The sequence below is a fragment of the Polaromonas sp. genome, assembly GCF_016185115.1.
GTDB lineage: Bacteria > Pseudomonadota > Gammaproteobacteria > Burkholderiales > Burkholderiaceae_C > Polaromonas.
Window position 1 is genome coordinate 93,004 of record NZ_JACPOF010000001.1, and the last position, 22,206, is coordinate 115,209.

Sequence of the window (22,206 nt, forward strand, 5' to 3'; positions counted from 1 at the left end):
GTTTTTCAGGCGACTTCAGCAGCGGTTTGCGTACCGAAGCGCTTTTCTATGTAGTCTTCAACGATGACGCGGAAATCCCGTGCAATATTCTCGCCACGCAGCGTGACGCTTTTCTCGCCGTCAATATAAACAGGTGCAGCCGGGGCTTCACCCGAGCCAGGCAGGCTGATACCGATGTCAGCGTGCTTGCTTTCACCGGGGCCATTCACAATGCAGCCCATCACGGCTACTTTGAGCTTCTCCACGCCGGGATATCGCGTTCGCCAGACCGGCATCTGGGCCCGCAGGAAGTTGTCGATCTCCTGAGTCAACTCCTGGAAGGTGGTACTCGTCGTGCGCCCGCAACCGGGGCAGGCCGTAACACTCGGCACAAAACTCCGCAATCCCAGGGCTTGAAGTATTTCAGAGGCAATGACCACCTCCTGTGTACGAGCCTCACCCGGCTGGGGCGTCAGTGAAACACGGATGGTGTCGCCAATGCCTTCCTGCAAAAGTACGGAAAGCGCTGCGGAAGAAGCCACAGTTCCCTTGGTTCCCATGCCAGCTTCTGTCAAACCCAGATGCAGGGCATAGTCACTACGCCTTGCGAGCTCGCGATAAACCGAAACAAGATCCTGTACCCCGCTGACCTTGCAGGACAGGATGATCTGGTCACGGTTCAAGCCCATGTCTTCAGCCAAGCGCGCAGAATCGATTGCGGACGTGACCAACGCTTCATACATTACCTGCTTCGTATCCCAGGGAGTGGGGCGCGCATTGTTTTCATCCATCAGGCTGGCAAGCAGATCCTGGTCGAGACTTCCCCAGTTCACGCCAATCCGTACAGCTTTATCCCAACGGATAGCAGCCTCTATCATCTGGCCAAACTGCTTGTCGTGCTTGTCGCCTTTGCCAACGTTGCCCGGATTGATGCGGTACTTGGACAAAGCCTGCGCACAGGCAGGATAGTCAGTCAGCAAACGATGGCCGTTGTAATGGAAGTCTCCGATCAGGGGCACATCAATGCCCATACGATCCAGTTGCTCCCGCACATAAGGCACTGCCTGCGCAGCTTCGGGCGTGTTGACCGTCAGCCGCACCATCTCGGAGCCGGCCAGGGCCAACTCTTTAATCTGAATGGCTGTGCCAATGGCATCCACGGTGTCGGTGTTGGTCATGGACTGCACGCGAACAGGCGCATCACCACCTACGGTCACAATGCGGCCACCCCACACAACACGCGCCTGACGGGATCGACGCACTTTCGGGTGCGCTACATCTATCGGAACTTGCACTATTTCACCTCAAACCGCGCGACGTTATCCTTTGCCAGGGCACTCAAATCGAATGCCTTGCCACGTATCTGTACCTGGGTTGCATCCGCCCTGCCGACCACGGCTGCAAGCGGCAGCGCTCCCGAAGCACCTGCGACCTCACCTGCCGCAAGTATCCGGCGAAGGACAACCTGTCCCTTGGAGTCAGTGACCTCCACCCAGGACTCGCTTTTTGCAGTGAACACCACGATGCCCGATGACGGCAATAGCGGCGCCGCAACTGCGCTTGATGGAGTGGTTGTGCCGGCGGGTGGCTGGGACAAGCTGGCGACCAATGGCCTCACAGGTTCGGACGACGCCGAGACAGCCGGAGCTGAATATGCCTGCGATGACAGCAGCGCAGATGTCACCACCGACTGCTCGGCTGAAGCTCCGGACTCTGGCTGCGCATCCGGTTTTTTGGGGGCGTCCTGCTCCCGGGCCTCCCCGACGACATTAACTTCTGCGGTTTTGACTGGAGCGCTGCTCTGGGTCGGCGATCCTGCGCCCGAAATGGTGTCCCCCATGCCGGTCCTTAGTGACGGCATCATGATGAGGACGAGTGCGGCGAGCAGAAAAGCCAGTCCCGCAAGAACGGCGGGCCTTGAAACCTGTGTCCAGGCAGAAGGTCCCGGCCCGTCACTCGGAGCACGAAATGGTGCATTGATGCCTGCGCCCTGATAGAGCAACTTCGGACTGCTGCTCTGCGGAAGTAATTGCAGCACGGGACCTGGGTCAACTTTCAGGGTTCGGCATACGCTGGACGCCAGCGCCCGCACAAAAACGGCGTCCGGCAGGAGATCAAAGCGATCAGCCTCCAGGGCTTCAAGTTTCTTGACAGGCACCTTCAACGAAACAGCCAATGCCGCTATATGCAAACCAGCCGCTTCGCGCGCCAGTCGAAGCGCCTCCCCGGCCGACGCATGGGGCGTCGTGAAAACCACCTCACCCTCGTTCGAAGCCTCGGTCAAGACCGGGTTGCCGGCCTCCGCAGGATCACTCATTAAAAGCCCCCCTCTCATACGATGCCGCTTCTTTCGACTGGGCATACCGTCTCTTGAGCTGATCTCCCAACTGGGATACAACTTCCCGGTTATTGAGTCGTTGCTCGATCTTTATCCCAAGCCACAGAGTCTCGGCATTGGCGAGGGCACTGTTGTTCAGCCTGCGAATGTAGAACTGGGCCCGCACCAGTTCACCCCGGTCGTAAAGAAGGCTGGCAAGGTTATAGCCTGTCAATGGGTTGCCAGCATCAATTTGATAAGACCGCGTAAAACTTTCCTCGGCCTCGGCACGCTGGCCAGCGCGAACCTGACAGACGCCCTGTGCCATCAGGCTTCTGGCTTGTCCCCCATAAGTCGGGTTCGCTATTGCCTGTGCAAACATCTGTGAAGACTCACGGAACCGGGATTGCTGGCATAAAAACCAGCCATAGTTGTGAGCAACATCTGCATCACGTGGATTTATTGCAAGCGCCCGGCGAAAGCTGTCTTCAGCCAGCGGCGCATCGTTCAACCGCATGTACACCAATCCGCGAAGGTTGTAGGCATCAGCAAACCCTGGGTCAATCACAAGAGCCTGCTTGAGTTCGTCCAGCGCAACATTTGTCTGCCCCTGCTCGAAATAACCACTCGCAAGCTCAAGCCGCAAACGTGCGCGCCGGCGTGTTGCAGGCTCATCAGACTCGGTCACCATGTCCGTCTTCCCGTCAGCCGCACTGCGCACGCCGCCGGTGTTTCCGGCGCAACCTGCAAGAAGCACCGTACCCCAGCAAACCAGCATAAGGGCACTACGAAGGATTTTCATGACGCTATCCTTTTATCGATCACGACCTTGATACCACCCAGCATACCCTGCCGCTGTGAGGCCATGCGCTCGCGCGCACCCGTCCGGTCCTGAACATCGCCAGCCAGTTGTCCGCAGGCTGCGTCTATATCGTCACCCCGTGTTTTTCTGATTGTCGTCACGATGCCGGCAGCCATCAGGATTTTTGCAAACTGAAGAACTTGCGGCATGGCAGAACGTTTGAGGCCCGATGCAGGAAATGGATTAAAGGGAATGAGGTTGAATTTACATGACAAACCACTGAGTGCTTGCTGCTTCATCAGTTTGACAAGCTCGTGGGCATGCTCAGGCTGATCATTCACGCCATCCAGCATGCAGTATTCAAAAGTAATGAAGTCCCTCGGCGCATGGGCCTGGTAGCGCAGGCATGCCTCCAGCAACTCGGCGATAGGGTATTTCCTGTTGAGCGGCACCAACTGATCGCGCAACTCGTCTGACGGTGCATGCAGGGACACAGCCAGAGCGACCGGGCAATCGACCGCAAGGCGGTCAATCATCGGCACGACCCCGGAGGTGGAGACCGTGACACGGCGCCTGGACATTCCATACGCATGATCATCAAGCATCACCTTCAGGGCAGGCAGCAACTGGGCGTAATTTTGCAGCGGCTCCCCCATGCCCATCATGACGACATTGGAAATGACGCGCTCGTCTTTTCCGAATTGCCTGCGTAATTCGTGTTCGGCAAACCAAAGCTGGGCCAGAATTTCAGCAGTGGTCAGGTTGCGGCTGAACCCCTGATGGCCTGTTGAGCAGAACCGGCAACCCACGGCACAACCCGCCTGGGAGGAAATACATAAAGTACCGCGGTCAGTCTCAGGTATGAATACGGCTTCAACGACATCACCGGCACCCACGTCAAACAGCCATTTGATGGTTCCATCGGCGGAATCATGCCGGGACACCACCGGAAGCCCTTGTATATGGGCTAAAGCGGGCAGCTTCTCCCGCAGGGATTTTGCCAGATCCGTCATTTGAGAAAAGTCAGACGCACCCCGCTGGTGTATCCAGCGAAAAAGCTGCATCGCACGAAAGCGCTTTTCTCCGAGGCTTTCGCAAAAAGCAGCCAGGCCCTCGAGATCGAAATTAAGCAGGTTGGTCGTCATTGCAGCGAGCGCAACGCGACCTGGCCCCAAGCACGTGGCAAAACCCGCGAAGGCATTGCAAAGCTTGAGGCAGACATGTTTAACGCGAGTAAATGTTCATGCCAGGGAAGAAGAAGCTGATTTCCACCTGGGCGGTCTCGGCCGCATCGGATCCGTGTACCGCATTGGCATCAATGCTTTCAGCAAAATCAGCACGAATGGTACCGGCGGCCGCCTTCTTCGGATCGGTCGCCCCCATCAGTTCACGATTTTTGAGAATGGCGTTCTCGCCCTCCAGCGCCTGGATCATCACAGGACCGGAAATCATGAATTCGACGAGATCCTTGAAGAAAGGACGCTCCTTGTGGACGCCGTAAAACGCTTCCGCCTCGCCACGGGAAAGATGGGCAAGCTTGGCAGCCACGATCTTCAGGCCGGCAGCCTCAAAACGTGCATAGATCTGGCCGATAACATTTTTTGCCACTGCGTCGGGCTTGATGATTGAGAGTGTGCGTTCGATAGCCATTTTGTTTTCCTTAACCTTTGATTTTCTGGATATTCAAAAAATGAATACAGCCTCTGATTTTAACCCGCCGTTCATGCCTGAAGTCCCGAAATGCACACATTGGCCTTCAGGAACTCCGGTATTGCAGATGGTTTCCTAGCGATTGCCGCCACCCCGGTTACCGCCACGGCCCTTGCCGCCCCCGGTGCCACCACTACCACCTCGTCGCTGACCACCGCCGCCCCCACCAGTGGGACCCGAGCCACCACCGCGCCGGGCCCCCTGGACTTGCCGCTGGCGCGTAAAGGTATCTGCGCCGATGTAGCCGAAAGATGTCTTCATCGGATCTGGCTGGGCCGCACCACTGGCCTTGTCGTCTCGCGCACCACGATCATCACGCCGCTTGCGCCCCTGACCTGCAGTGTTGTTCCCCGGATTTCGGGCGAATCCTGAAGGTGGCGGCATTGAGGGTGCTCCCGGCCCAAAACCACCCCCCTGATTACGCCCACGGCGCCTTTTTCCATTGGCACCAGCAATACCGCTGACGTCATGCCGAAGATTTGGGGGTTGCACGTCATCCTGGTCCGAATCCTCGTCCTGAAGACCTGCTTCGGCGCGGTTGTCCGGCTGGTTGGCCTGCGCACCGAATGTCTGTTCGCGTGCTGCCGGGCGCTCGCCGCCCCGGACACGGCCACCACGGCGAAGGCCTCGTGCGCGACGGGAATCGCCCCCCGCATCCTGCCCCGAAGTCTCCTGCGCAGCCACGCCACCTCGAGCATCCGCACGGGCTTCGCTGCGATTGGCAGCACTGGTCAAAGCCATGATGTCACGTTCATCAAGCTCCACGAAGGCACCGCGTTTGAGTCCGCGCGGCAATACCATGGCGCCATAACGTATGCGAATCAGGCGACTGACGGCATGCCCTACCGCCTCGAACATGCGCCTCACCTCCCGGTTGCGCCCTTCTGAAATGGTCACTTTGTACCAGCAGTTGGCACCTTCGCCGCCACCTGCCTCGATGGACGAGAAAAAGGCATTTCCGTCATCCAGCAGAACCCCCTCCAGCAGGCGCTTCTTTTCATCCGCGCTCAAGGCCCCCAATACCCTCACTGCATATTCACGTTCAAGGCCAAATCGGGGATGCATGAGTTTGTTCGCGAGTTCGCCAGAACTCGTCAGCAGGAGCAGCCCTTCGGTGTTAAGGTCAAGGCGGCCGACAGACTGCCATTTGCCCTGGAACAGCTTTGGGAGGCGCCGAAAAACGGTGGGCCGGTTTTGGGGGTCATCGTGCGTGACGACTTCACCTGCAGGCTTGTGATACGCAATCACGCGAGGCGGCGGCGGATCAATCCTGACCCTGATAGGTTTGCCGTTGACCTTGACCGTGTCTCCGAACTTGACACGCTGCCCGATATGCGCAGGTTCACCGTTGACCGATATGCGCCCCTCAAGAATCAGTTGCTCCATCTCCAGGCGGGATCCCAGTCCAGCCTGCGCCAGCACCTTGTGCAACTTGGGAGTCTCTGGCTGAGGCAGTAGAACCCTCTTGGACAACTCCACGCCGGGATCAGCCTCATCTTCATCAAAACGTCCGGTCACCACTTCATCAAAACGAACTGCGGCGATCGAAGTCGTGCGCGATCCGGGATGGACCCTGGCAGCACCAGGGACAACATTGCCCGGGGCCACAGAGTGCGGCAGTTCACCAGCCGCATCAGGAGCGCCGGCTTTTTCAACAAGGGCTTCGACATGCCCTGGAGGGGGCTCAAGCGGTGCCGGAGGATCCTGATGGTCTGGTAGGTTCATGCTTTTACTTCATGCGCTGGGTTCATCGGGCTGTTTCTCACCCGGCCCGGCAACGTCCTTGATTTCGTTTACTTCATCCGCGGTTTCCACAGGCGCTGCCTGGGGTTGTACGGCTTCCTGCAACTCTTCAACGGCAGGGGCCTGCCCACCATCTTTGGCCAGGGGCTCTGCGTCCGCCATTCCAAATTCGATCTGCTCAAGCATCGCCGCCTGCCCCGCGCCGCCATCCATGGCCGGCAACTGATCCAGCGAATCAACGCCCAGATCGTCCAGAAACTGCTTTGTCGTCGCATACAGCGCAGGCCTGCCCACGGTCTCTCTATGCCCGATGACCTCAACCCAACCCCGATCCTCAAGCTGCTTGAGGATGAGGCTGTTGATGGTCACACCCCGAATATCTTCCATATCACCGCGGGTGACCGGCTGACGATACGCAATGATGGCGAGCGTCTCGAGGGTTGCCCGCGTATAGCGAGGCGGTTTTTCTGGATGCAACCGGTCAAGGTATTCGCGCATCTGTGGCCGGCTCTGGAAGCGCCAGCCGGTGGCCACGTGGACCAGTTCCGCGCCCCGCCCCGCCCAGTCATTCTGAAGTTCGTCGAGCGCCAGCCGGATGCTGTCAGGCGTCAGGGCACCGTTAAACAAAACCCCCATCTCTCGGAGCGGCAAAGGCTGCTGGGCGCAAATAAGTGCCGTCTCGAGGACGCGCTTCGCATCCGTCGTATTCATGATTTCTTGTTTCCGAAAATGGTCGGGTATGGCGCCGAAAGGCGCGACTCACATGGAGCGCAGTACCTGTGAGATGCCATTGCGGTCAACGGCTGGGTTCTGCAGAAGCTTCTAACTTACTATTCGGGATTGTATCGCAGGCCCAAAGCTACGGCGGCGGCTGCCATGTCTTTCGGCAGAGGCGACCTGAATTCAAGCAACTTGCCGTTGATCGGATGCTCAAAAGCCAGCCGGCAAGCGTGAAGAGCCTGCCTCTCCAGCCCCCCCGCGCTCCGGCCGCCGTATAGCTCGTCCGCAACCAGCGGGTGCCCCAGCACAGCCATGTGCACCCTGATCTGGTGGGTCCGGCCGGTGTGCAACTTGCAGCGGACCATGCAGTAATCAGTATTGCTCTGGAGAACAGAAATATCCGTGGACGCTGTTTTGCCCGGATTCCTGTCCATATCCACAACAGCCATCCTCAGGCGATTACGGGGATCACGCCCCACCGGGAGATTGACGTGGCGTGTCGCAGCCCCGGTCCATGCACCATGTGCAAGGGCGATGTACTGGCGGTTGACACTGCGCGCAGCAATCATCCTGACCAGTTCGTCCATCACCTGCCGCTTCCTGGCAACCACCATCAGACCGCTGGTGTCCTTGTCAAGGCGGTGCACGATGCCAGCCCGGGGCAGCAATCCAGCCTCCCTGTCGCGCGCAAGCAGGCCATTGAGCAGCGTACCGCTCCAGTTGCCAGGCGCAGGATGGACAACCAGGCCTGCAGGCTTGTTGATCACCAATAAAAATTCGTCTTCAAACACCACGTCAAGCGCCATGGCCTCGGGTTTGAACGCCTGGCTTTGAGGCGTCGGTCGCAATTCGATGCGGAGTTCGTCAAACGCCTTGACGGCATGCGACGCCTTCACCAGAACCACGCCATTGAGCTGGACCAAACCGGCCGCGATCAATTGCTGCAGGTAGCTGCGCGAGAACTCCGGCACGGTAAGGGCCAGGGTACTGTCAACCCTCTTTCCGTGGGATTCCAGCGGCACGCGTAGCTGCCGCAGTTCAATCTCGCCGTCTACGTCGGATTCGTCACCAGCGTGATCAGTGGCATCGGGCATGACAACGCTCGATATAATCGATTTGCTTTGTTCAGAATCAGTCATTAGTAGAGGTCGATCGCAATGTTTTCCACCAAATTATCGGTTGTTCCCAGTGCATCACCCATGGCATCGCCATTTGTGGCGGCGATCGCATTGCTCTGCGCCCTGATGGCCGGCTGCTCCAGCAAGCCCATTGACCCAACATCGACCTGGAGCCCCAACAAGATATACGCAGAGGCCAAGGACGAGCTCAATAACGGCGGTTATGAGAAGGCCATACCCCTGTTTGAAAAACTTGAAGGCCGTGCAGCAGGTACACCCCTGGCTCAGCAGGCACAGCTCGACAAGGCCTACGCCCAATACAAGGGCAACGAACAGGCCCAGGCCATTGCAACCCTTGACAGGTTCATCAAGCTGCATCCCGCAAGCCCCGCGCTGGATTACGCGCTGTACCTGAAAGGCATTGTCAATTTCAACGACAACCTCGGCCTGTTCGGTGCCATCTCGCGTCAGGATCTTGCCGAGCGTGACCAGAAAGCCGCCAAGGAGTCATTTGAGTCGTTCAGGGAACTCGTGACACGCTTCCCGGACTCGAAATACACACCAGACGCCCGCCTGCGCATGACCTATACCGTCAACTCGCTGGCCCAGTCCGAAGTCCATGTGGCACGTTACTATTACTCGCGCGGCGCCTATATCGCAGCCATTAACCGGGCCCAGACCGCCATCAGCGACTACCGCGACGTGCCAGCGCTCGAGGAAGCCACGTACATCATTTACAAGTCGTACGACGCATTGGGCATGACCCAACTGCGGGACGACGCGAGACGCGTACTCGAAAAAACCTATCCGCAAAGCGAATTCACCACCAAGGGATTCAGGTCTGCTGACAATCCCTGGTACAAGTTCTGGTAAGTTCATCCAGCCGCGTCAGGAGTTCTTCATCAGAATTCAGGCGCTGCATCGGTGGAACAGCCCTTAAAAGCCGTTTGCCGTAGCCCATCTGCCGGGTTCTGGTATCACAGATCACCAGTACACCCTGGTCAGTCTCGCGTCGAATCAGCCTGCCGGCCCCCTGCTTGAGCGCAACTGCTGCTTCCGGCAAAAAATAGTCATTGAAGGCGCTTTTGCCTTCTGCCTCCAGGCTTCTGGATCTCGCCTCTGCCATCGGGTCGTTGGGTGGCGGGAAAGGGAGCTTGTCGATGATCACCAGTTGAAGCGCATTGCCCGGCACATCAATGCCTTCCCAGAAAGAAGCTGAAGCCACGAGGATGCAGCCCCGCTGGCCATCCGTATTGCCGAGCCGGAATCTCTCGATCAACACCCGCTTGGGCATGGCGCCCTGAACCAGCACCTCAATCCCGCCCGAGTCTGAAAATGTGTTGTGCAGACTGTCACCGATCACACGCAAGGCCTTCAGCGTTGTGGTCAGCACCATGGTGCGTCCACCCAACCGGGCGGCCCAACGGCCCGCCGAATCGGCCACGGCCTGGGAATGAGACGGATCTGCAGGCTTGGGGAAGTCGGCAGGAATATAAATGGCGGCCTGCTGCGCATAGTCGAATGGACTGCTCACCTTGAGCACACGTGCGTCCCCTAGTCCGCAGGGTTCAGTGAACCAGCTCAACTTCTCGTCGTCGCCCAGCGTGGCCGACGTAAAAATCCAGGACTTCGCAGACTCCCCCGAAGCTCCCAGCAATTTGGTCTTTACGGCTTCAGCAATATTGAGCGGCGACTCCACCAGCCGCAATTGCGTCCCGACATCTACCCAGCGCACCAATCCGGGTGGGCAGGCACGCGCGAAAGCGGCTGCGCGCTCAGCCAGCTCTGACGCACGCTCTTGCAGCCTCGGGAAATCGCCTGCGATCTCACTGACGGTGGCCAGGGACTCGGAGGCACCAGACAAAGCCACGCCAAGATTGTCGAGAGCCACCGTCCAGGCGCCAGCTTCTATTGTTTCTGGTGCGACACTCGTCCAGCGAAGCTTTGTTCCCGGGTGCTGCCGCCCTGCACAAAGCCTCAATTCACGTGCGGCCTGTTCACAGGCGCCGACCACTGCCTGCCAGTCAACCAGTCCCCGGGCCAATTGCAGGCCTGCGCCCAACAGGTCACGGCAAAAATCCAGCAGTTGCCCAGTGGTGAGGTTTTTGCCAAGAAACTGGACGCCGGTCTCGTTGAGCTGGTGGGCCTCGTCGAAAATAGCGACCTTGACCGAAGGCAGCAACTCGGCAACGCCAGATTCGCGCACGGCCAGGTCGGCAAAAAAAAGATGATGGTTTATCACGACTACATCAGCCGCCAGTGCCTCGCGGCGCGCCAGGTTGACGTGGCAGGCACGAAACTGGGGGCACTGCGCGCCCAGACAGTTTTCACGCGTGGACGTCACCAGCGGTATCAAGGGCGAACGCTCATCCAGCCCTGGCAGCTCGGCCAGATCGCCAGCCTTGGTGAACTGCGCCCACTCCTCAATTTTTGCCAGCGAGCGTGCGGCCGTCCTGTCGGCGAGCGCCGGGTCTTGCCGCGCCAACGCCATGCGGTGCAGGCACAGATAGCTGGCACGCCCCTTGAGCAGGGCGATGCGCACAGGAACATTAAGTGCCTCGACCAGTAGCGGCAGATCACGAACAAAAAGCTGGTCCTGCAGGGCCTTGGTAGCGGTGGATACCAGCACGCGCTCACCACTGAGAAGCGCTGGTACCAGATAGGAAAATGTTTTACCCACACCGGTGCCGGCTTCAACCACCAGCACTTCCGAACGCTCAATCGCGCGTGCAATCGCGACGGCCATCTCAGTCTGCCCTGCTCTTGCGACAAACTGTTCGGTGGTGCGCGACAGCACGCCATCGGGGGCAAATGCCTCCTGAACTTCAAGTTCCAGGTACATCAGGCGGGTTCGGGCGGATCCAGCGCCAGTTCAAGCTGGCAAATCTGGTCTCTGAGATGGAGGCGTCGTTTTTTGAGACGGCGCAGCATCAGTTCGTCAATGGGCGTTGCATGTGCCGTAATATCCACCAGCGCATTCAGGTCGGCATGTTCGATCTTGAGTTCGATCAGCCGACGTTCCGGCGAGTGTAAATTTAGGTCCAAGGTATTTTTTATCAGCGCTCGCTGCTTGCTCTGATAATACGTTGATTACGGAGATAAATCGAGTCCCAACGGCTCGACCAATTGCAAGATGTCAAAAGGCTATCGAATCACGGCTTCAACAGGTATCCACAAGGGAGACCGGGAGTACCAGCAGGACCAAGTCAACCTGATCAGCCACCAGCGCATAGCCGGCTGCATTTTGGGCATCGTGGCCGACGGCATGGGCGGTCGCAGCGGTGGACGCAAGGCATCCGATCAGGTCATGATGACTGCCAAACAGCTGTTTGAGCGTTACTCCCCTGACAGCGACGACGCGCCTTCAATGCTCAAGCAGATCGTTGAAGAAGCCCACATCGTCATCAAGCTGACAGCGATCTCCGCAGAGCAGGAGCCGCACAGCACACTCGCAGCCTTCCTCATCAACCCGGCTGGCGACTGTCACTGGGTGCATACCGGCGATTCGCGCATCTATCATTTCCATGGCAGCAAGCTTGTCCATCGCACGGTTGACCACTCCTATGTCCAGACGCTTGTCGACAAGGGTGAGATCACCGAAGAAGAAGCCAATGTGCACCCACAGTCAAACATCCTCATGGGTTGCCTGGGCACCGAAGACCCGCCCCCCATCAGCCATCACTTTATTCAGCAATTGCAGCCTGAGGACGTGCTGATCGCCTGCAGCGACGGCGTCTGGCACTACTTCAGCCCCAGCGAGATGGGTTCCGCCCTCTCCATGCTTTCGCCGCGCGAGGCGACCGAATTCCTGATCCAGAAAGCCCGCTCCCGGGCACGTGGCGGCGGCGACAACCTGTCACTGGTCATCGTCAAGTTCGAGCCCCTCGAATAAGCAGCCAGGCACCCGCGCGCCATACTTTTCGGGCGCTCAATTCGTACTGATATTGACAGTGCACGACCACGGCCTGTTGACATTCCCGCCCCCGAAAAATCCGCTTCCGGCAACCCGCTTGAGGCCGTTTCAGACGTTACACACATGGCGAAATAACATGTATCAATCCAAATGTTATTGCGAATCATTCTTTTTCAAATATAATTATTGCTGCACAAATCCAGCCAACGCGTCCAGATCATCCGGGACAGCACAGCCAAGCATTTGCCCAACCACCATTTTTGCCGGACCGGCAAAAGATCACATCGCTTGGAGCTTTCCTTGGCACGCCACACATCACGCAAGAGCAGCGTAAAACGCAGCACTCCCGACAAATCATCGTCCATCACCGTTAACTCCACACCAGCAATTACTGCTCACAGGCCGAGAGCCGCAGAGATGAACGCAATTCCGCTGGGCGCGCTCATGCTTGCCGCCTCAGTAAGCGGCTGGGCACAAACCGTGACTGCGTTGCCCAGTACGCCTGCGACCACGACAACAGCCATCACGCAAGTCGATGGAAAAACGCTGGCCCCAGTAACGATCAAGGATACGAGGGACCGGGCCACACAAACCTATCAGAGCGGGGTCACTACGATTGGCAAGGTTCCGGTTGCTGCCAAAGACGTGCCGCAATCGCTGACAGTGGTCAACGAGAAGCTCATCCACGATCAGGGCCGTGACACGTTCAAGGGCGCGCTCGAAAACGTCGTTGGCATTACTTTTGAAGCCGGCGAAGGCGGCCGCATAGGTGACAACATCCGCCTGCGCGGTTTTAGCGTTGCGGGTGACATTTATCTCGATGGCATGCGCGATATCGCGCAGTACAACCGTGACACATTCAACTACGACCGTATCGAAGTGCTGCGCGGCTCGGCCTCCATGCTGTTTGGCCGCGGGTCCACCGGTGGCGTCGTCAATCAGGTGAGCAAGACCGCTCGCCTGCTGACCGAGAATGAAGTCAATCTGACAGTTGGCCCTGGCTATTTGCGTACCACGGGTGATTTCAACGTCCGTACCGGCGAAGAGTCCGCCCTGCGCATTGGGGCCATGACGACTGACGGTGAGAGCAAAGGCGGAAAGGTTTCAACCAGGCGCCGTGGACTGGCTTTTGACTACAGCCTGGGTATAGGCACCTCAGACGAATTCAGTTTCAGCTTCTATCACCTGAACTACAACGACAAGCCCGATAACCTGGGCGGAAGGTGGCTGCAAGGTGCTCCTGCGCCGTTTCCATCGGGGCTGTCATATAACGCCGCTTCCGACTATCAAAGAGACGCCGCCGACATCGGAACAATCACCCACACTCACCGCTGGAATGACGGCAGCACCCTGAAAACAACCTTCAGGGATGGACATTTCAACCGTGACCTGTGGGCAACACAGCTCAATGGCCTGGCGGCCAACGTCACCCAGGCCAATTTTGGATTCAATACGGTGGTTCCGCGAGGTACGCAAACCCGCGCCGGCCGCGATCATCACACTTTCCTTCAGAGCGACTACATCACAACAACCAACTGGTTCGGCCGCAAAAACCAGATTCTGGCAGGAACGGATATCGCGCGCGAAAACGCCATCGTTTACCGCTACGTCAACGTACCGACACGGACCAACGTGACGGTGGGCGACCCGACAAACCTGGCACTTATGGATAGGCGCAACCTGATTCGCTCCACGGTTTTCACGTCGACTGCCATAGGAGCTTATGTCCAGGACACCATTAACCTCACGCCATCCTGGAAGCTTGTGGGCGGGCTTCGCCTCGACAGCTTCGGTGGCACATACGATCGTTCGGGGCTGGCGGTACCTGCCGGAGATCTGTCACGCAGGGATACAAAACTCAGCAAGCGGGCCGGTGTGATGTACCAGCCGACGGATGAGGTGAGTTATTACGCGTCCTACGGAACCTCCTTCAACACGTCAGGCGACCTCTATCAATACGATGCAAACAGCGCAAAAACGCCACCGGAGAGCAGCCGGAACCTGGAAATTGGCGCCAAGTGGGAACTGTACGGAGGCGACCTCTCCCTGCGCACTGCACTGGCCCGCACCGACAAATACAACGAGCGCAACACCGACGTGAACCAGGCGACGGGAGAGTTCCTGCTGTCAGGCCAGCGCCACACCAATGCCCTGGAGTTTGAAGTCGCCGGCCGCATCAATCCGCAATGGGATGTTTTCGGCGGGATAGTGTTCATGCACGGTGTCATTGACAAGGCAGGCTCCTCCGCCGCAGCCCAGGCTACTGTCGGGCTCAACCCTGGTTTGACCCCCAACCGGCAGGCCAACCTGTGGACCACCTACAGGCTGGGAGCCAACTGGCGCATAGGCGGCGGCTTCACGCATATAGGCGCCCAGGCACCATCGTCAGCCTCGGCAGCAAACCTGATGAACCACGCACCCGCGTACACAAAATGGGATGCACTGGTTGAATATCGCATCAACCAGGACAACACCATCAAGCTCAACGTGGACAATCTGACCAACAAGGTTTACTACGGCTCGCTCTACCAGGGCTGGCCAACACAGTCGCCGATGCGTACGGTCAGGGCAACGCTCACAAGCAAGTTCTAGGTACCCGATATCGGAGCGTTAAACCGGGCATCCAGGCACATACCAGGATGTCCGATTCTTATTTTGGATAGCAAACATGTTGCTCCGCGTTGCACAGGTCTTGACCCCTGAAGAACTGACCCAGGTTCGACAGCTCGTACTCACAGCGCCCTGGTCGGATGGCCGCATCACTGCAGGCGTGCAGAGCGGTGCGGTCAAAAACAACCTTCAGCTGCCTGAAGAGTTGCCTGAGGCACAGCAGGCCAGACATATTGTTTCGGTCGCGCTGGCACGCAACCCCATGTTCGTCACGGGTGCCTTGCCAAAGTCGGTCTACCCTCCCCTGTTTAACCGGTATGGCGGCCAGTCCAATGCGTTCGGCAACCACATCGACAATGCCGTCCGCACCCATGCCGCCACGGCAAGGCATGTGCGCACAGACATTTCGTGCACGCTGTTTCTGAGCGAGCCGCAAACCTATGACGGCGGCGAACTGGTCGTACAGGACACCTACGGCGAGCAGAGCATCAAGTTCGCTGCTGGTGATCTGGTGATGTACCCGGGCACCTCCGTCCACCGGGTAACTCCGGTGACCCGGGGCGAACGGCTCGCCTGCTTTTTCTGGATCGAAAGCATGGTCCGCTCTGATGCGCAGAGAAGGTTGCTCTACGACATGGACATGGCCATTACGGCGCTGCGGCAAAAAGACCTGGACAGGGCCGGTCGCGACCAGGCCCATGTTGAAAGTGACGAGGTCGTGCGCCTGACAGGCTGCTATCACAATCTGCTGCGGATGTGGGCTGACGTCTGAGACTCTGCCCTTGATGCTGCCGCCCATCGGTATTCATATAAATGCGACACATTCGCATTTATAATCAGACCAGCCATCCGGATTTGGGCCGTGACCGGAAAGCCAGAAAACAAACCAAACGCAAGCAGACGCCGAATCGCCGGACTCCAGCGCATTCGACAGTCTCTTCTTCAAACATCAGACAAGCAGGAAATCAAATGAAACGCACTTCTTTCGCACTTGCGGCTTTTTTCTCCCTGGCCTCCGCTGGCGCCCTCGCGCACGGTGATTTCAAATGCGACGTACCCAAGGCCGAATGGCAACCCCAGATGGAACTGCAGCGCAAGCTCACAGCCGAAGGCTGGAAGGTGCGGCAGGTCAAGGTCGACAACGGCTGTTATGAGGTTTACGGTTTTGACAGCACCGGCAAGCGCATCGAAATCTACTTCAACCCCAAGACCTTTGAAAAAATCGGCGAGGTCAAGCAGCCCTCCTGACAGCCCGCATGGCAGCCCCGCCGATCGCTGTTGAAAGCCTGATGCCCGCGCCGCACAACACCGTCAAGGTATGGGACGGACTGGTTCGCCTGCTGCACTGGCTGCTGGTGCTGTCGGTGGCTTTGGCATGGCTCAGCACACTGGGCTTGGGTTGGGTCAAGGCACATGAACCCGCAGGCTACGTGGCCCTCGCCGTCGTGGTCACACGCGTGATCTGGGGGTTTGCCGGCAGCCGCCACGCGCGCTTTGCGCAGTTCGTGCGCAAGCCGCGGGCCGTACGCAACTACGCACTGCAGCTCAAGTCAGGCTGCGAACTGCGGTATGCAGGCCACAACCCGCTGGGCGGGTGGATGGTTGTGCTGCTGCTGGCAGTGGTGGGTGCGCTGGGCATCACGGGCTGGCTGTACACCACCGATTATTTCTGGGGCACGGCCTGGCTTGACCAGTTGCATGGCGCCCTGGCATGGGTGCTTTTGCTGCTGATCGCCGGCCATCTGGGCGGCGTACTGGTCACCAGTTACAGGCACCGCGAAAACCTCGTGGGCGCCATGTTCACAGGCCGCAAGCAGGCGGCGGCTCCGGGCGACATCGAGGACTGACATTCACACGTCGCACACGCGCGGTCGATCTCCTGCTAGCGCGCCGTTTCTTCTTCAATGCGTTTGAGCAGTTCGGCCAATGGTGCTTTTTTCGCGACGCCTGGCCGCCCGCCCACATAACCGGCCATGTCTTCCGCCTCTTGCGGAGACACCAGCGCCGTCAGGTAGATGAACGGAATACGCGCAGTGACCGGGTCTTCGGCCAGCGCCGCAGCCACATCACCACCGCTGAAGTCAGGCATGTCAATGTCGCAAAGAATGACGTCGGGCTTCTCGCGTTTGGCCAGCGCTACCGCCGTGCGCGGCTGCGTGGTGCTGGCAAGCTGGTAGTTCTTGGCCAGCTTGGTGACCAGGTAGGTAACGATGGCTTCATCGTCATCAATCAGCAAAATCTTTTTTCGTTCGTCGAGCACTGTTTACTCCGTTTTATTCAATCTTTGTCTTCAGCAGGCGGCACACCCGGCCATGTCATTGCGCCATCTCGCCCTTGAGGATTGTGGCCGTCTGCAAATGTACGCGCAAGTCATTGACCAGAGCGGCGGCCTGCTGCAGATCCATGACGGCCGCTTCGGTCTCCATGTGTTTGCCCTGTTCTGCCGCCCAGTGAAAGCCGTACAGGCCAAGGCTGCCGGCAAGCTGGTGCGCCCTGCGCCGCAGTCCCTCACGGTCACCCGATGCAATATCCGCAGCCATGTCATCGAGCAGCCTGAGCCGGGTCGGTAAAAAGCCCGGAAGCAGTTCAAAAATATCCGGGTCCACCACGACGGGCGCCAGTGAGCCCACAGGCGCAGCAGCGACTGCGGGGGCCACAGGTTTTGACGACGATACAAAGTCCAGCAGCGTCTGCTGTATGAGCTCGCGCGTCACAGGCTTGGTGAGGTAATGGTCAAAGCCCGCAGCAAGGCAGCGCGCCCGGGTCTCCTCATCGTCATGCGACGACAGCACCACCACATAAGCACGCGGCCTGCCCATGTCGGCCTCCTGCTGGCGCAACAGGCCTATGGCTTCCAGCCCGCCCATGACGGGCATGTCCAGGTCCATGAACATGATGTCGGGCACCTCCTGCTCAACCATCTCCAGCGCGACCCTGCCATTGAACGCCGTGGTGACGGTGAGCGGCGGGCACGGCAAAAAGCGGCGCACGATGAGCAGGTTGTATTCGTCGTCATCGACCAGCAGAACCTTGAGCGGCGGCAGGTCGGCCAGCACCATGGGCTGGCGGTTGCGGTGTTCCATCGCATGCCGCGCGGTCGGCGGCACCTTGCCCGCAGGCGCGGCGCGCAGGCTGACGCGCAGCGTCGTGCCTTCGCCGGCCGATGTCTGCATGGTTACGTCGCCATCCTGCGTGCGTGCCATCAGGCGCGCCGAGTAGGTACCCAGACCGGTGCCGCTGGCCTTGCCTGCAGTCGCGTACTTGGTGAAAAAGGTATCCCGCACGGCAGTTGGCACCATGCCCTCGTTGTGAATGCTCAAGACGACGCTGTCAGCGCCTTCATGGCCGGCCGCAGCCTTTTCGTCCTGCAGCGTCACTGTCACGGTTGCGCCTTCGGGCGATGCCTCGACCGCGTTCTTCAGCAGGTTGGCCACCAGTGAATAACACAGCAGCTCTTCAGCCCAGGCGCAGGCCTGCACCTTGCCCGATACCAGCTTGAGCACCACGTTCTTCGACGCCGCGTGGCTGCGGATATCGACCGCCACCTTGTCGACCAGATCCACCAGGTCCACCGCATCGGGCCGGAAGATATAACTGCCCTGCTCCATCTTGTAGAGGTCCAGCGACAGGTTGACCATGCTCAGGATGCGGTAGCCCGCGCGCTCGACGATGCCCAGCAGTTCGTCGGCCTCTGCCGTCAGGCGCCGCTCTTCACGCAGCAGGCGCGGCACCGCAATGATGCTATTGAGGGGCGTCTTGATGTCGTGGCGCGCAATGCGCTCGACCTCCTCGCGCAGCCTGACGTTTTCCATCAGCGCCTCGTTCTGCAGCTCGAGCTGCCCGGCCTGCGCGGCAATCTGGTCATGCGAGGCATGCAGCGCCTGCTCCTGGGCGCGGCGCTCGGTGATGTCCGTGAGCGATGCAATAAAACGTGTGGCGTAGCCCTTCTGGTCACGCACCGACACGCCCATGCCCTGCACCCACACATAGCTGCCGTCGGCGCAGCGCAGGCGGTATTCAATCGCCTGGTGAAACTCCTCCGCACCTGCCGGCCCCTTGCCCTTGATATGCTCGGCAAAGGCATCACGCACGCGCGCCGTGTCGTCGGGGTGAATCATGTCGAAGTAGTCGGGCCAGGCCGAGGTATCGGTATCCGCGCTGAAGCCCAGCAGCTCGCGCAGGCGCGGTGAATAAAACGCCGTGCGCGTCCTGCCGTCCCAGTCCACAATGCCGGCCTTGGCCGCGCGCACCACCAGTGCAATGCGCCGCTGCTCGGTGGCCAGCGCCTGTTCCATCTCATAACGCTCGGTCACATCGGCGCTGGCGGTCACCACCCCCAACGGCTCGCCGCGCGCATTGGCCATCACGGTGCGGGTCTGGGTGTAACGCCTTCCATTGGAAGCCACATCCAATGTCATCGGCGGGCTGTCGACGCCGCGGCGCAGCGACTCGGCGTCGAGCTTCTCGACCTCGGCGGCTTCTTCGGGCTCGCGCAGCTCGCGTGCGGTGCGGCCCATGACCTGGTCGCGCCGCAGCGCGTAGTACTGCTCCCAGGTACGGTTGGCAAACACGTAGCGGCCTGCGGTGTCGCGCATCGCCAGCGCCACCGGCACCGAGTCCACGAGGTCATTGATGAAGCGCACGCGGTCTTCAAGCTGGCCGGCCTGCGCGGCAATCTGGTCGTGCGAGGCACGCAGCGCTTCTTCCTGCGCGCGGCGTTCGGTGATGTCGATGATGAAGGCAATCCAGCGCAGCACAAAACCGTTGGCGTCACGCACCGCCATGCCGCCCACCTCGCACCAGACATAAGTGCCGTCGGCGCGCAGCAACCGGTACTGTTCGGTCGAATAAAACTCGCCCATCGGGCCTTCCGGCCCCTTGCCCTTGATGAAGGGCACCCAGCGCCCGACGATGCGCGCCCGGTCATCGGGGTGAATCATGACCTTGAAGTAGTCCGGCCAGTCAGACGTGTCAGCGTCTGGTGCATAGCCGCGTATCTCGCGAAAGCGCGGCGAATAGTAGGTGTCGTGCGTACCGCCGTCCCAGTCCACAATGCCCACGCGTGAGCCGCGCACCACCAGGTCAAGACGCCGCCTCTCGGTGGCCAGCAACTCCTGCTGCTCGCGAAAGACGGTGATGTCGAGGTAGGAGGTGATGATGCGGCGCGTGCGGCCGTCGTCGCCAATCTGCGAGACGCTCTCGGCGTGTATCCACAAATAACTGCCGTCGGCCGTGCGCAGCCTGCCGACCATGGGCGGCGCGGGTATGGTGTCGCCCGGCTTGCCGGTGAACTCGACCATCTCGCGGAACTGCGCACGCGCACGTTCGCGGTCGTCGTCATGCATGAACATGAAAACCGTGGGCCAGCCTGATGTATCGGTGCCCGCCGGATAGCCCGTCATTTCAAGGTAGCGGTCCGAGTAGGTCATGACCTCGGTGGCGGCATCCCAGTCGCTGAACCCGGCCTTGGTGGTGCGCACCAGCAATTGCAGGCGGTCACGCTCTATCGACAGCACCTGCTCGGCCAGCCGCTTCTGGTTGACCTGGTCTGTCATCTGAGATTCAAGCTGCTTGGCATCACTGATGTCGATGAACGAACAGATAAACCGCAGCGTGCGTCCTTCAGCGCCCAGCAGTGCAATGCCTTCTGCGTGCACCCACACATAGTCGCCGTTGGCGCGGCGCATGCGGTAATCCAGCGGCTTGTGGTGGCGTGTGCCGCTGGTCACGCTGCGGTTGCGCAGTTCGCCAACAAAATTGGCGCGCACCCGCTCGCTGTCTTCCGGGTGCAGCAGGTCATAAAACGCTGGCAGGTCAGATGCAGCCGCGTCTGCCGGGTAGCCCAGGATTTCCTTGTAGCGGTCTGAATACGTCACCACATCGCCAATGGCGTTCCAGTCGAGCAGGCCCGCCTTGGTGGCGCGCACCAGCAGGTTGGTGCGTTCGCGCTGCTCAATGCCGCGCAGTTCTTCGGAGGCCAGCGCGCGCGCCATGCGCCGCGCCAGCATGAAGCCCGGCGCCAGTGCAAACGCCAGCAGGCCGTAAGGCATCCAGACGGTGCGCATCAGGTGCCTGAAGAAAATCCAGTCGTGGCCCACCACCACGGCCAGCACTGCAAAGCCGCCCAGGAGGATGGGGGCGCTGCCACGCCAGCGCGTGCGCCTGCTCGCCCTGACCAGCACCCACGTGATGTAGACAGCCATCACCACCGTAAAAGTGCCCAGCACCGGGACGGACAGCGTGAACACGCTGCCAGGCGTCAGCACCGACAGCAAGGCCCCCAGGCCACCAAACCAGCTCACGACCCTGATCTGCCAGTCGCCGAACTCGCCCGGGTAGGCCGCGTGCACAAAACGCGCAAACATGGTCAGGCCGCCGTAAAAGCTCAGGAACATCAGGCACAGGTACCAGTCCCAGCCCAGCGGCCCCAATATCGGCAGCGCCGCACGCTCGCCCGACATCGCCACGAACACACAGCAGGAGAGGCAAAACAGCCCGAAATACAGCGGCGCAAGCTCCTTGCGGCGCCAGACAAAAAACAGGATGGGCAGCACGCTCAGCAACGCCAGCCCCCCAAACGCACCCATGTCACGCACCAGCCCCGCCTCGCGCTGCACCTGCATCTGCGCACTGCTGCCTATCTGTATGCCGCGCACCAGCCCGCCGCGGCGGTGGTCAAAGTTGGAGACATGCGCCACGATGTTCAGCGGGCAGCGGGCCTCGCCTATCGGCACATACTGCTGCGCCACTGCCGGGTCTGAACTCGGGTCATCAACGCCCGGCTTGCCCTGGCTCGCCACCTCGCGGCCGTTGACAAACATGCGCACAGAACTGTGCTGCACCGGGAAGGCCATGCTCAGGCCGGAGGCACTGCTGCAGTTGAGCTGCAGGCGGTAACTGGCATAGCCGTCAGAACCCAGCTTCTGCCCATCGACCACTGTGCCCGCCCAGGCCGCCGGCAGGTCGGCAAACATGGTCGGGGCGCCGGCAGGCTGTGCGGGGTCTATGAACTGCCGCCAGTAAAAGGCCCATTCCCCACTGAGGAAAACAGGCCCGTCGCGCTCGAAGTTCCACTGGCGGAGATCCATCTCGCCAGCTTTTGCCATCGGCTCGATATCGTTGCGCGCTGCGTCTGCCGGCCCCTGCAGTGCAAAAAAAGCCGCCAGAAGAACCAGCAACTTCGTGAGTACCGTGCGAACAGTCGGGTGCGTCAAAGGCATGGCAAAGGATAGACGATTTGTTACGTCTCTCCCCTGTGCGCAGACTTGCTGCCGCCCGGCCTGTTGCCCGCCGG

At 59.7% G+C, this 22,206-nt stretch carries 19 protein-coding genes; 6 read left to right on the forward strand and 13 right to left on the reverse strand.

Annotated elements, in window-relative coordinates:
• Positions 1 to 5: 5 nt before the first annotated feature.
• The 8 genes from ispG to HYX42_RS00555 form a co-directional block, all read right to left on the reverse strand.
• A complete protein-coding gene (gene ispG / locus HYX42_RS00520; RefSeq protein WP_293398653.1) occupies positions 6 to 1,274 on the reverse strand; it encodes a flavodoxin-dependent (E)-4-hydroxy-3-methylbut-2-enyl-diphosphate synthase in 1,269 nt (422 codons plus the stop codon).
• Entirely contained in the window at positions 1,274 to 2,296 is a 1,023-nt protein-coding gene (locus tag HYX42_RS00525; RefSeq protein WP_293398654.1) for a helix-turn-helix domain-containing protein, read from the reverse strand. The genes ispG and HYX42_RS00525 overlap by 1 nt, the downstream gene beginning before the upstream one ends.
• The gene (gene pilW, locus HYX42_RS00530; protein WP_293398655.1) at positions 2,289 to 3,098 is read right to left on the reverse strand and encodes a type IV pilus biogenesis/stability protein PilW; all 810 of its coding nucleotides are present in this window, start codon (positions 3,096 to 3,098) and stop codon (positions 2,289 to 2,291) included. Before pilW ends, HYX42_RS00525 begins: the two co-directional genes overlap by 8 nt.
• Positions 3,095 to 4,243: a 23S rRNA (adenine(2503)-C(2))-methyltransferase RlmN gene (gene rlmN, locus HYX42_RS00535; protein ID WP_293398656.1), complete on the reverse strand. Its 1,149-nt coding sequence runs from the start codon at positions 4,241 to 4,243 to the stop codon at positions 3,095 to 3,097. The genes pilW and rlmN overlap by 4 nt, the downstream gene beginning before the upstream one ends.
• A gap of 79 nt (positions 4,244 to 4,322) precedes the next feature.
• Positions 4,323 to 4,748 (reverse strand): nucleoside-diphosphate kinase, encoded by a 426-nt coding sequence (ndk, locus tag HYX42_RS00540; RefSeq protein WP_293398657.1) that lies wholly within the window; start codon positions 4,746 to 4,748, stop codon positions 4,323 to 4,325.
• Positions 4,749 to 4,883: 135 nt separating this feature from the next.
• Positions 4,884 to 6,533 (reverse strand): pseudouridine synthase, encoded by a 1,650-nt coding sequence (locus HYX42_RS00545; RefSeq protein WP_293398658.1) that lies wholly within the window; start codon positions 6,531 to 6,533, stop codon positions 4,884 to 4,886.
• 9 nt (positions 6,534 to 6,542) lie between these two features.
• Complete coding sequence (scpB, locus tag HYX42_RS00550; protein ID WP_293398659.1) at positions 6,543 to 7,262, reverse strand: SMC-Scp complex subunit ScpB; 720 nt, start codon at positions 7,260 to 7,262, stop codon at positions 6,543 to 6,545.
• A 119-nt stretch (positions 7,263 to 7,381) separates the two neighbouring features.
• Complete coding sequence (locus HYX42_RS00555; protein WP_293398660.1) at positions 7,382 to 8,365, reverse strand: RluA family pseudouridine synthase; 984 nt, start codon at positions 8,363 to 8,365, stop codon at positions 7,382 to 7,384.
• Between the two features lie 105 nt (positions 8,366 to 8,470).
• Between HYX42_RS00555 and HYX42_RS00560 the strand changes: the two genes are divergently transcribed.
• Positions 8,471 to 9,262: an outer membrane protein assembly factor BamD gene (locus HYX42_RS00560; protein ID WP_293398681.1), complete on the forward strand. Its 792-nt coding sequence runs from the start codon at positions 8,471 to 8,473 to the stop codon at positions 9,260 to 9,262.
• Here the strand turns inward: HYX42_RS00560 and HYX42_RS00565 are convergent.
• Positions 9,225 to 11,231 (reverse strand): ATP-dependent DNA helicase, encoded by a 2,007-nt coding sequence (locus tag HYX42_RS00565; RefSeq protein ID WP_293398661.1) that lies wholly within the window; start codon positions 11,229 to 11,231, stop codon positions 9,225 to 9,227. The genes HYX42_RS00560 and HYX42_RS00565 overlap by 38 nt on opposite strands.
• Entirely contained in the window at positions 11,231 to 11,434 is a 204-nt protein-coding gene (locus HYX42_RS00570; RefSeq protein WP_293398662.1) for a YdcH family protein, read from the reverse strand. The genes HYX42_RS00565 and HYX42_RS00570 overlap by 1 nt, the downstream gene beginning before the upstream one ends.
• An 88-nt stretch (positions 11,435 to 11,522) precedes the next feature.
• On the opposite strand from HYX42_RS00570, the gene HYX42_RS00575 reads away from it, so the two are divergent.
• A complete protein-coding gene (locus HYX42_RS00575) occupies positions 11,523 to 12,281 on the forward strand; it encodes a protein phosphatase 2C domain-containing protein (RefSeq protein ID WP_293398663.1) in 759 nt (252 codons plus the stop codon).
• A 194-nt stretch (positions 12,282 to 12,475) separates the two neighbouring features.
• Here the strand turns inward: HYX42_RS00575 and HYX42_RS00580 are convergent, their stop codons facing one another.
• Positions 12,476 to 12,667 (reverse strand): hypothetical protein, encoded by a 192-nt coding sequence (locus HYX42_RS00580; RefSeq protein WP_293398664.1) that lies wholly within the window; start codon positions 12,665 to 12,667, stop codon positions 12,476 to 12,478.
• A gap of 52 nt (positions 12,668 to 12,719) precedes the next feature.
• Here HYX42_RS00580 and HYX42_RS00585 point away from each other — a divergent pair, with 52 nt between their 5' ends.
• The 4 genes from HYX42_RS00585 (at position 12,720) to HYX42_RS00600 (ending at position 16,759) form a co-directional block, all read left to right on the forward strand.
• Positions 12,720 to 14,894: a TonB-dependent siderophore receptor gene (locus tag HYX42_RS00585; RefSeq protein ID WP_293398665.1), complete on the forward strand. Its 2,175-nt coding sequence runs from the start codon at positions 12,720 to 12,722 to the stop codon at positions 14,892 to 14,894.
• A gap of 76 nt (positions 14,895 to 14,970) precedes the next feature.
• The gene (locus HYX42_RS00590; protein WP_293398666.1) at positions 14,971 to 15,684 is read left to right on the forward strand and encodes a Fe2+-dependent dioxygenase; all 714 of its coding nucleotides are present in this window, start codon (positions 14,971 to 14,973) and stop codon (positions 15,682 to 15,684) included.
• 197 nt (positions 15,685 to 15,881) lie between these two features.
• The gene (locus tag HYX42_RS00595) at positions 15,882 to 16,160 is read left to right on the forward strand and encodes a PepSY domain-containing protein (protein WP_293398667.1); all 279 of its coding nucleotides are present in this window, start codon (positions 15,882 to 15,884) and stop codon (positions 16,158 to 16,160) included.
• A gap of 8 nt (positions 16,161 to 16,168) precedes the next feature.
• Complete coding sequence (locus HYX42_RS00600) at positions 16,169 to 16,759, forward strand: cytochrome b/b6 domain-containing protein (protein ID WP_293398668.1); 591 nt, start codon at positions 16,169 to 16,171, stop codon at positions 16,757 to 16,759.
• Positions 16,760 to 16,794: 35 nt separating this feature from the next.
• Here the strand turns inward: HYX42_RS00600 and HYX42_RS00605 are convergent, their stop codons facing one another.
• On the reverse strand, positions 16,795 to 17,172 hold the full coding sequence (locus tag HYX42_RS00605) for a response regulator (RefSeq protein ID WP_293398669.1): 378 nt from the start codon (positions 17,170 to 17,172) through the stop codon (positions 16,795 to 16,797).
• A gap of 55 nt (positions 17,173 to 17,227) precedes the next feature.
• On the reverse strand, positions 17,228 to 22,132 hold the full coding sequence (locus tag HYX42_RS00610) for a PAS domain-containing protein (protein WP_293398670.1): 4,905 nt from the start codon (positions 22,130 to 22,132) through the stop codon (positions 17,228 to 17,230).
• Between the last annotated feature and the right edge of the window lie 74 nt (positions 22,133 to 22,206).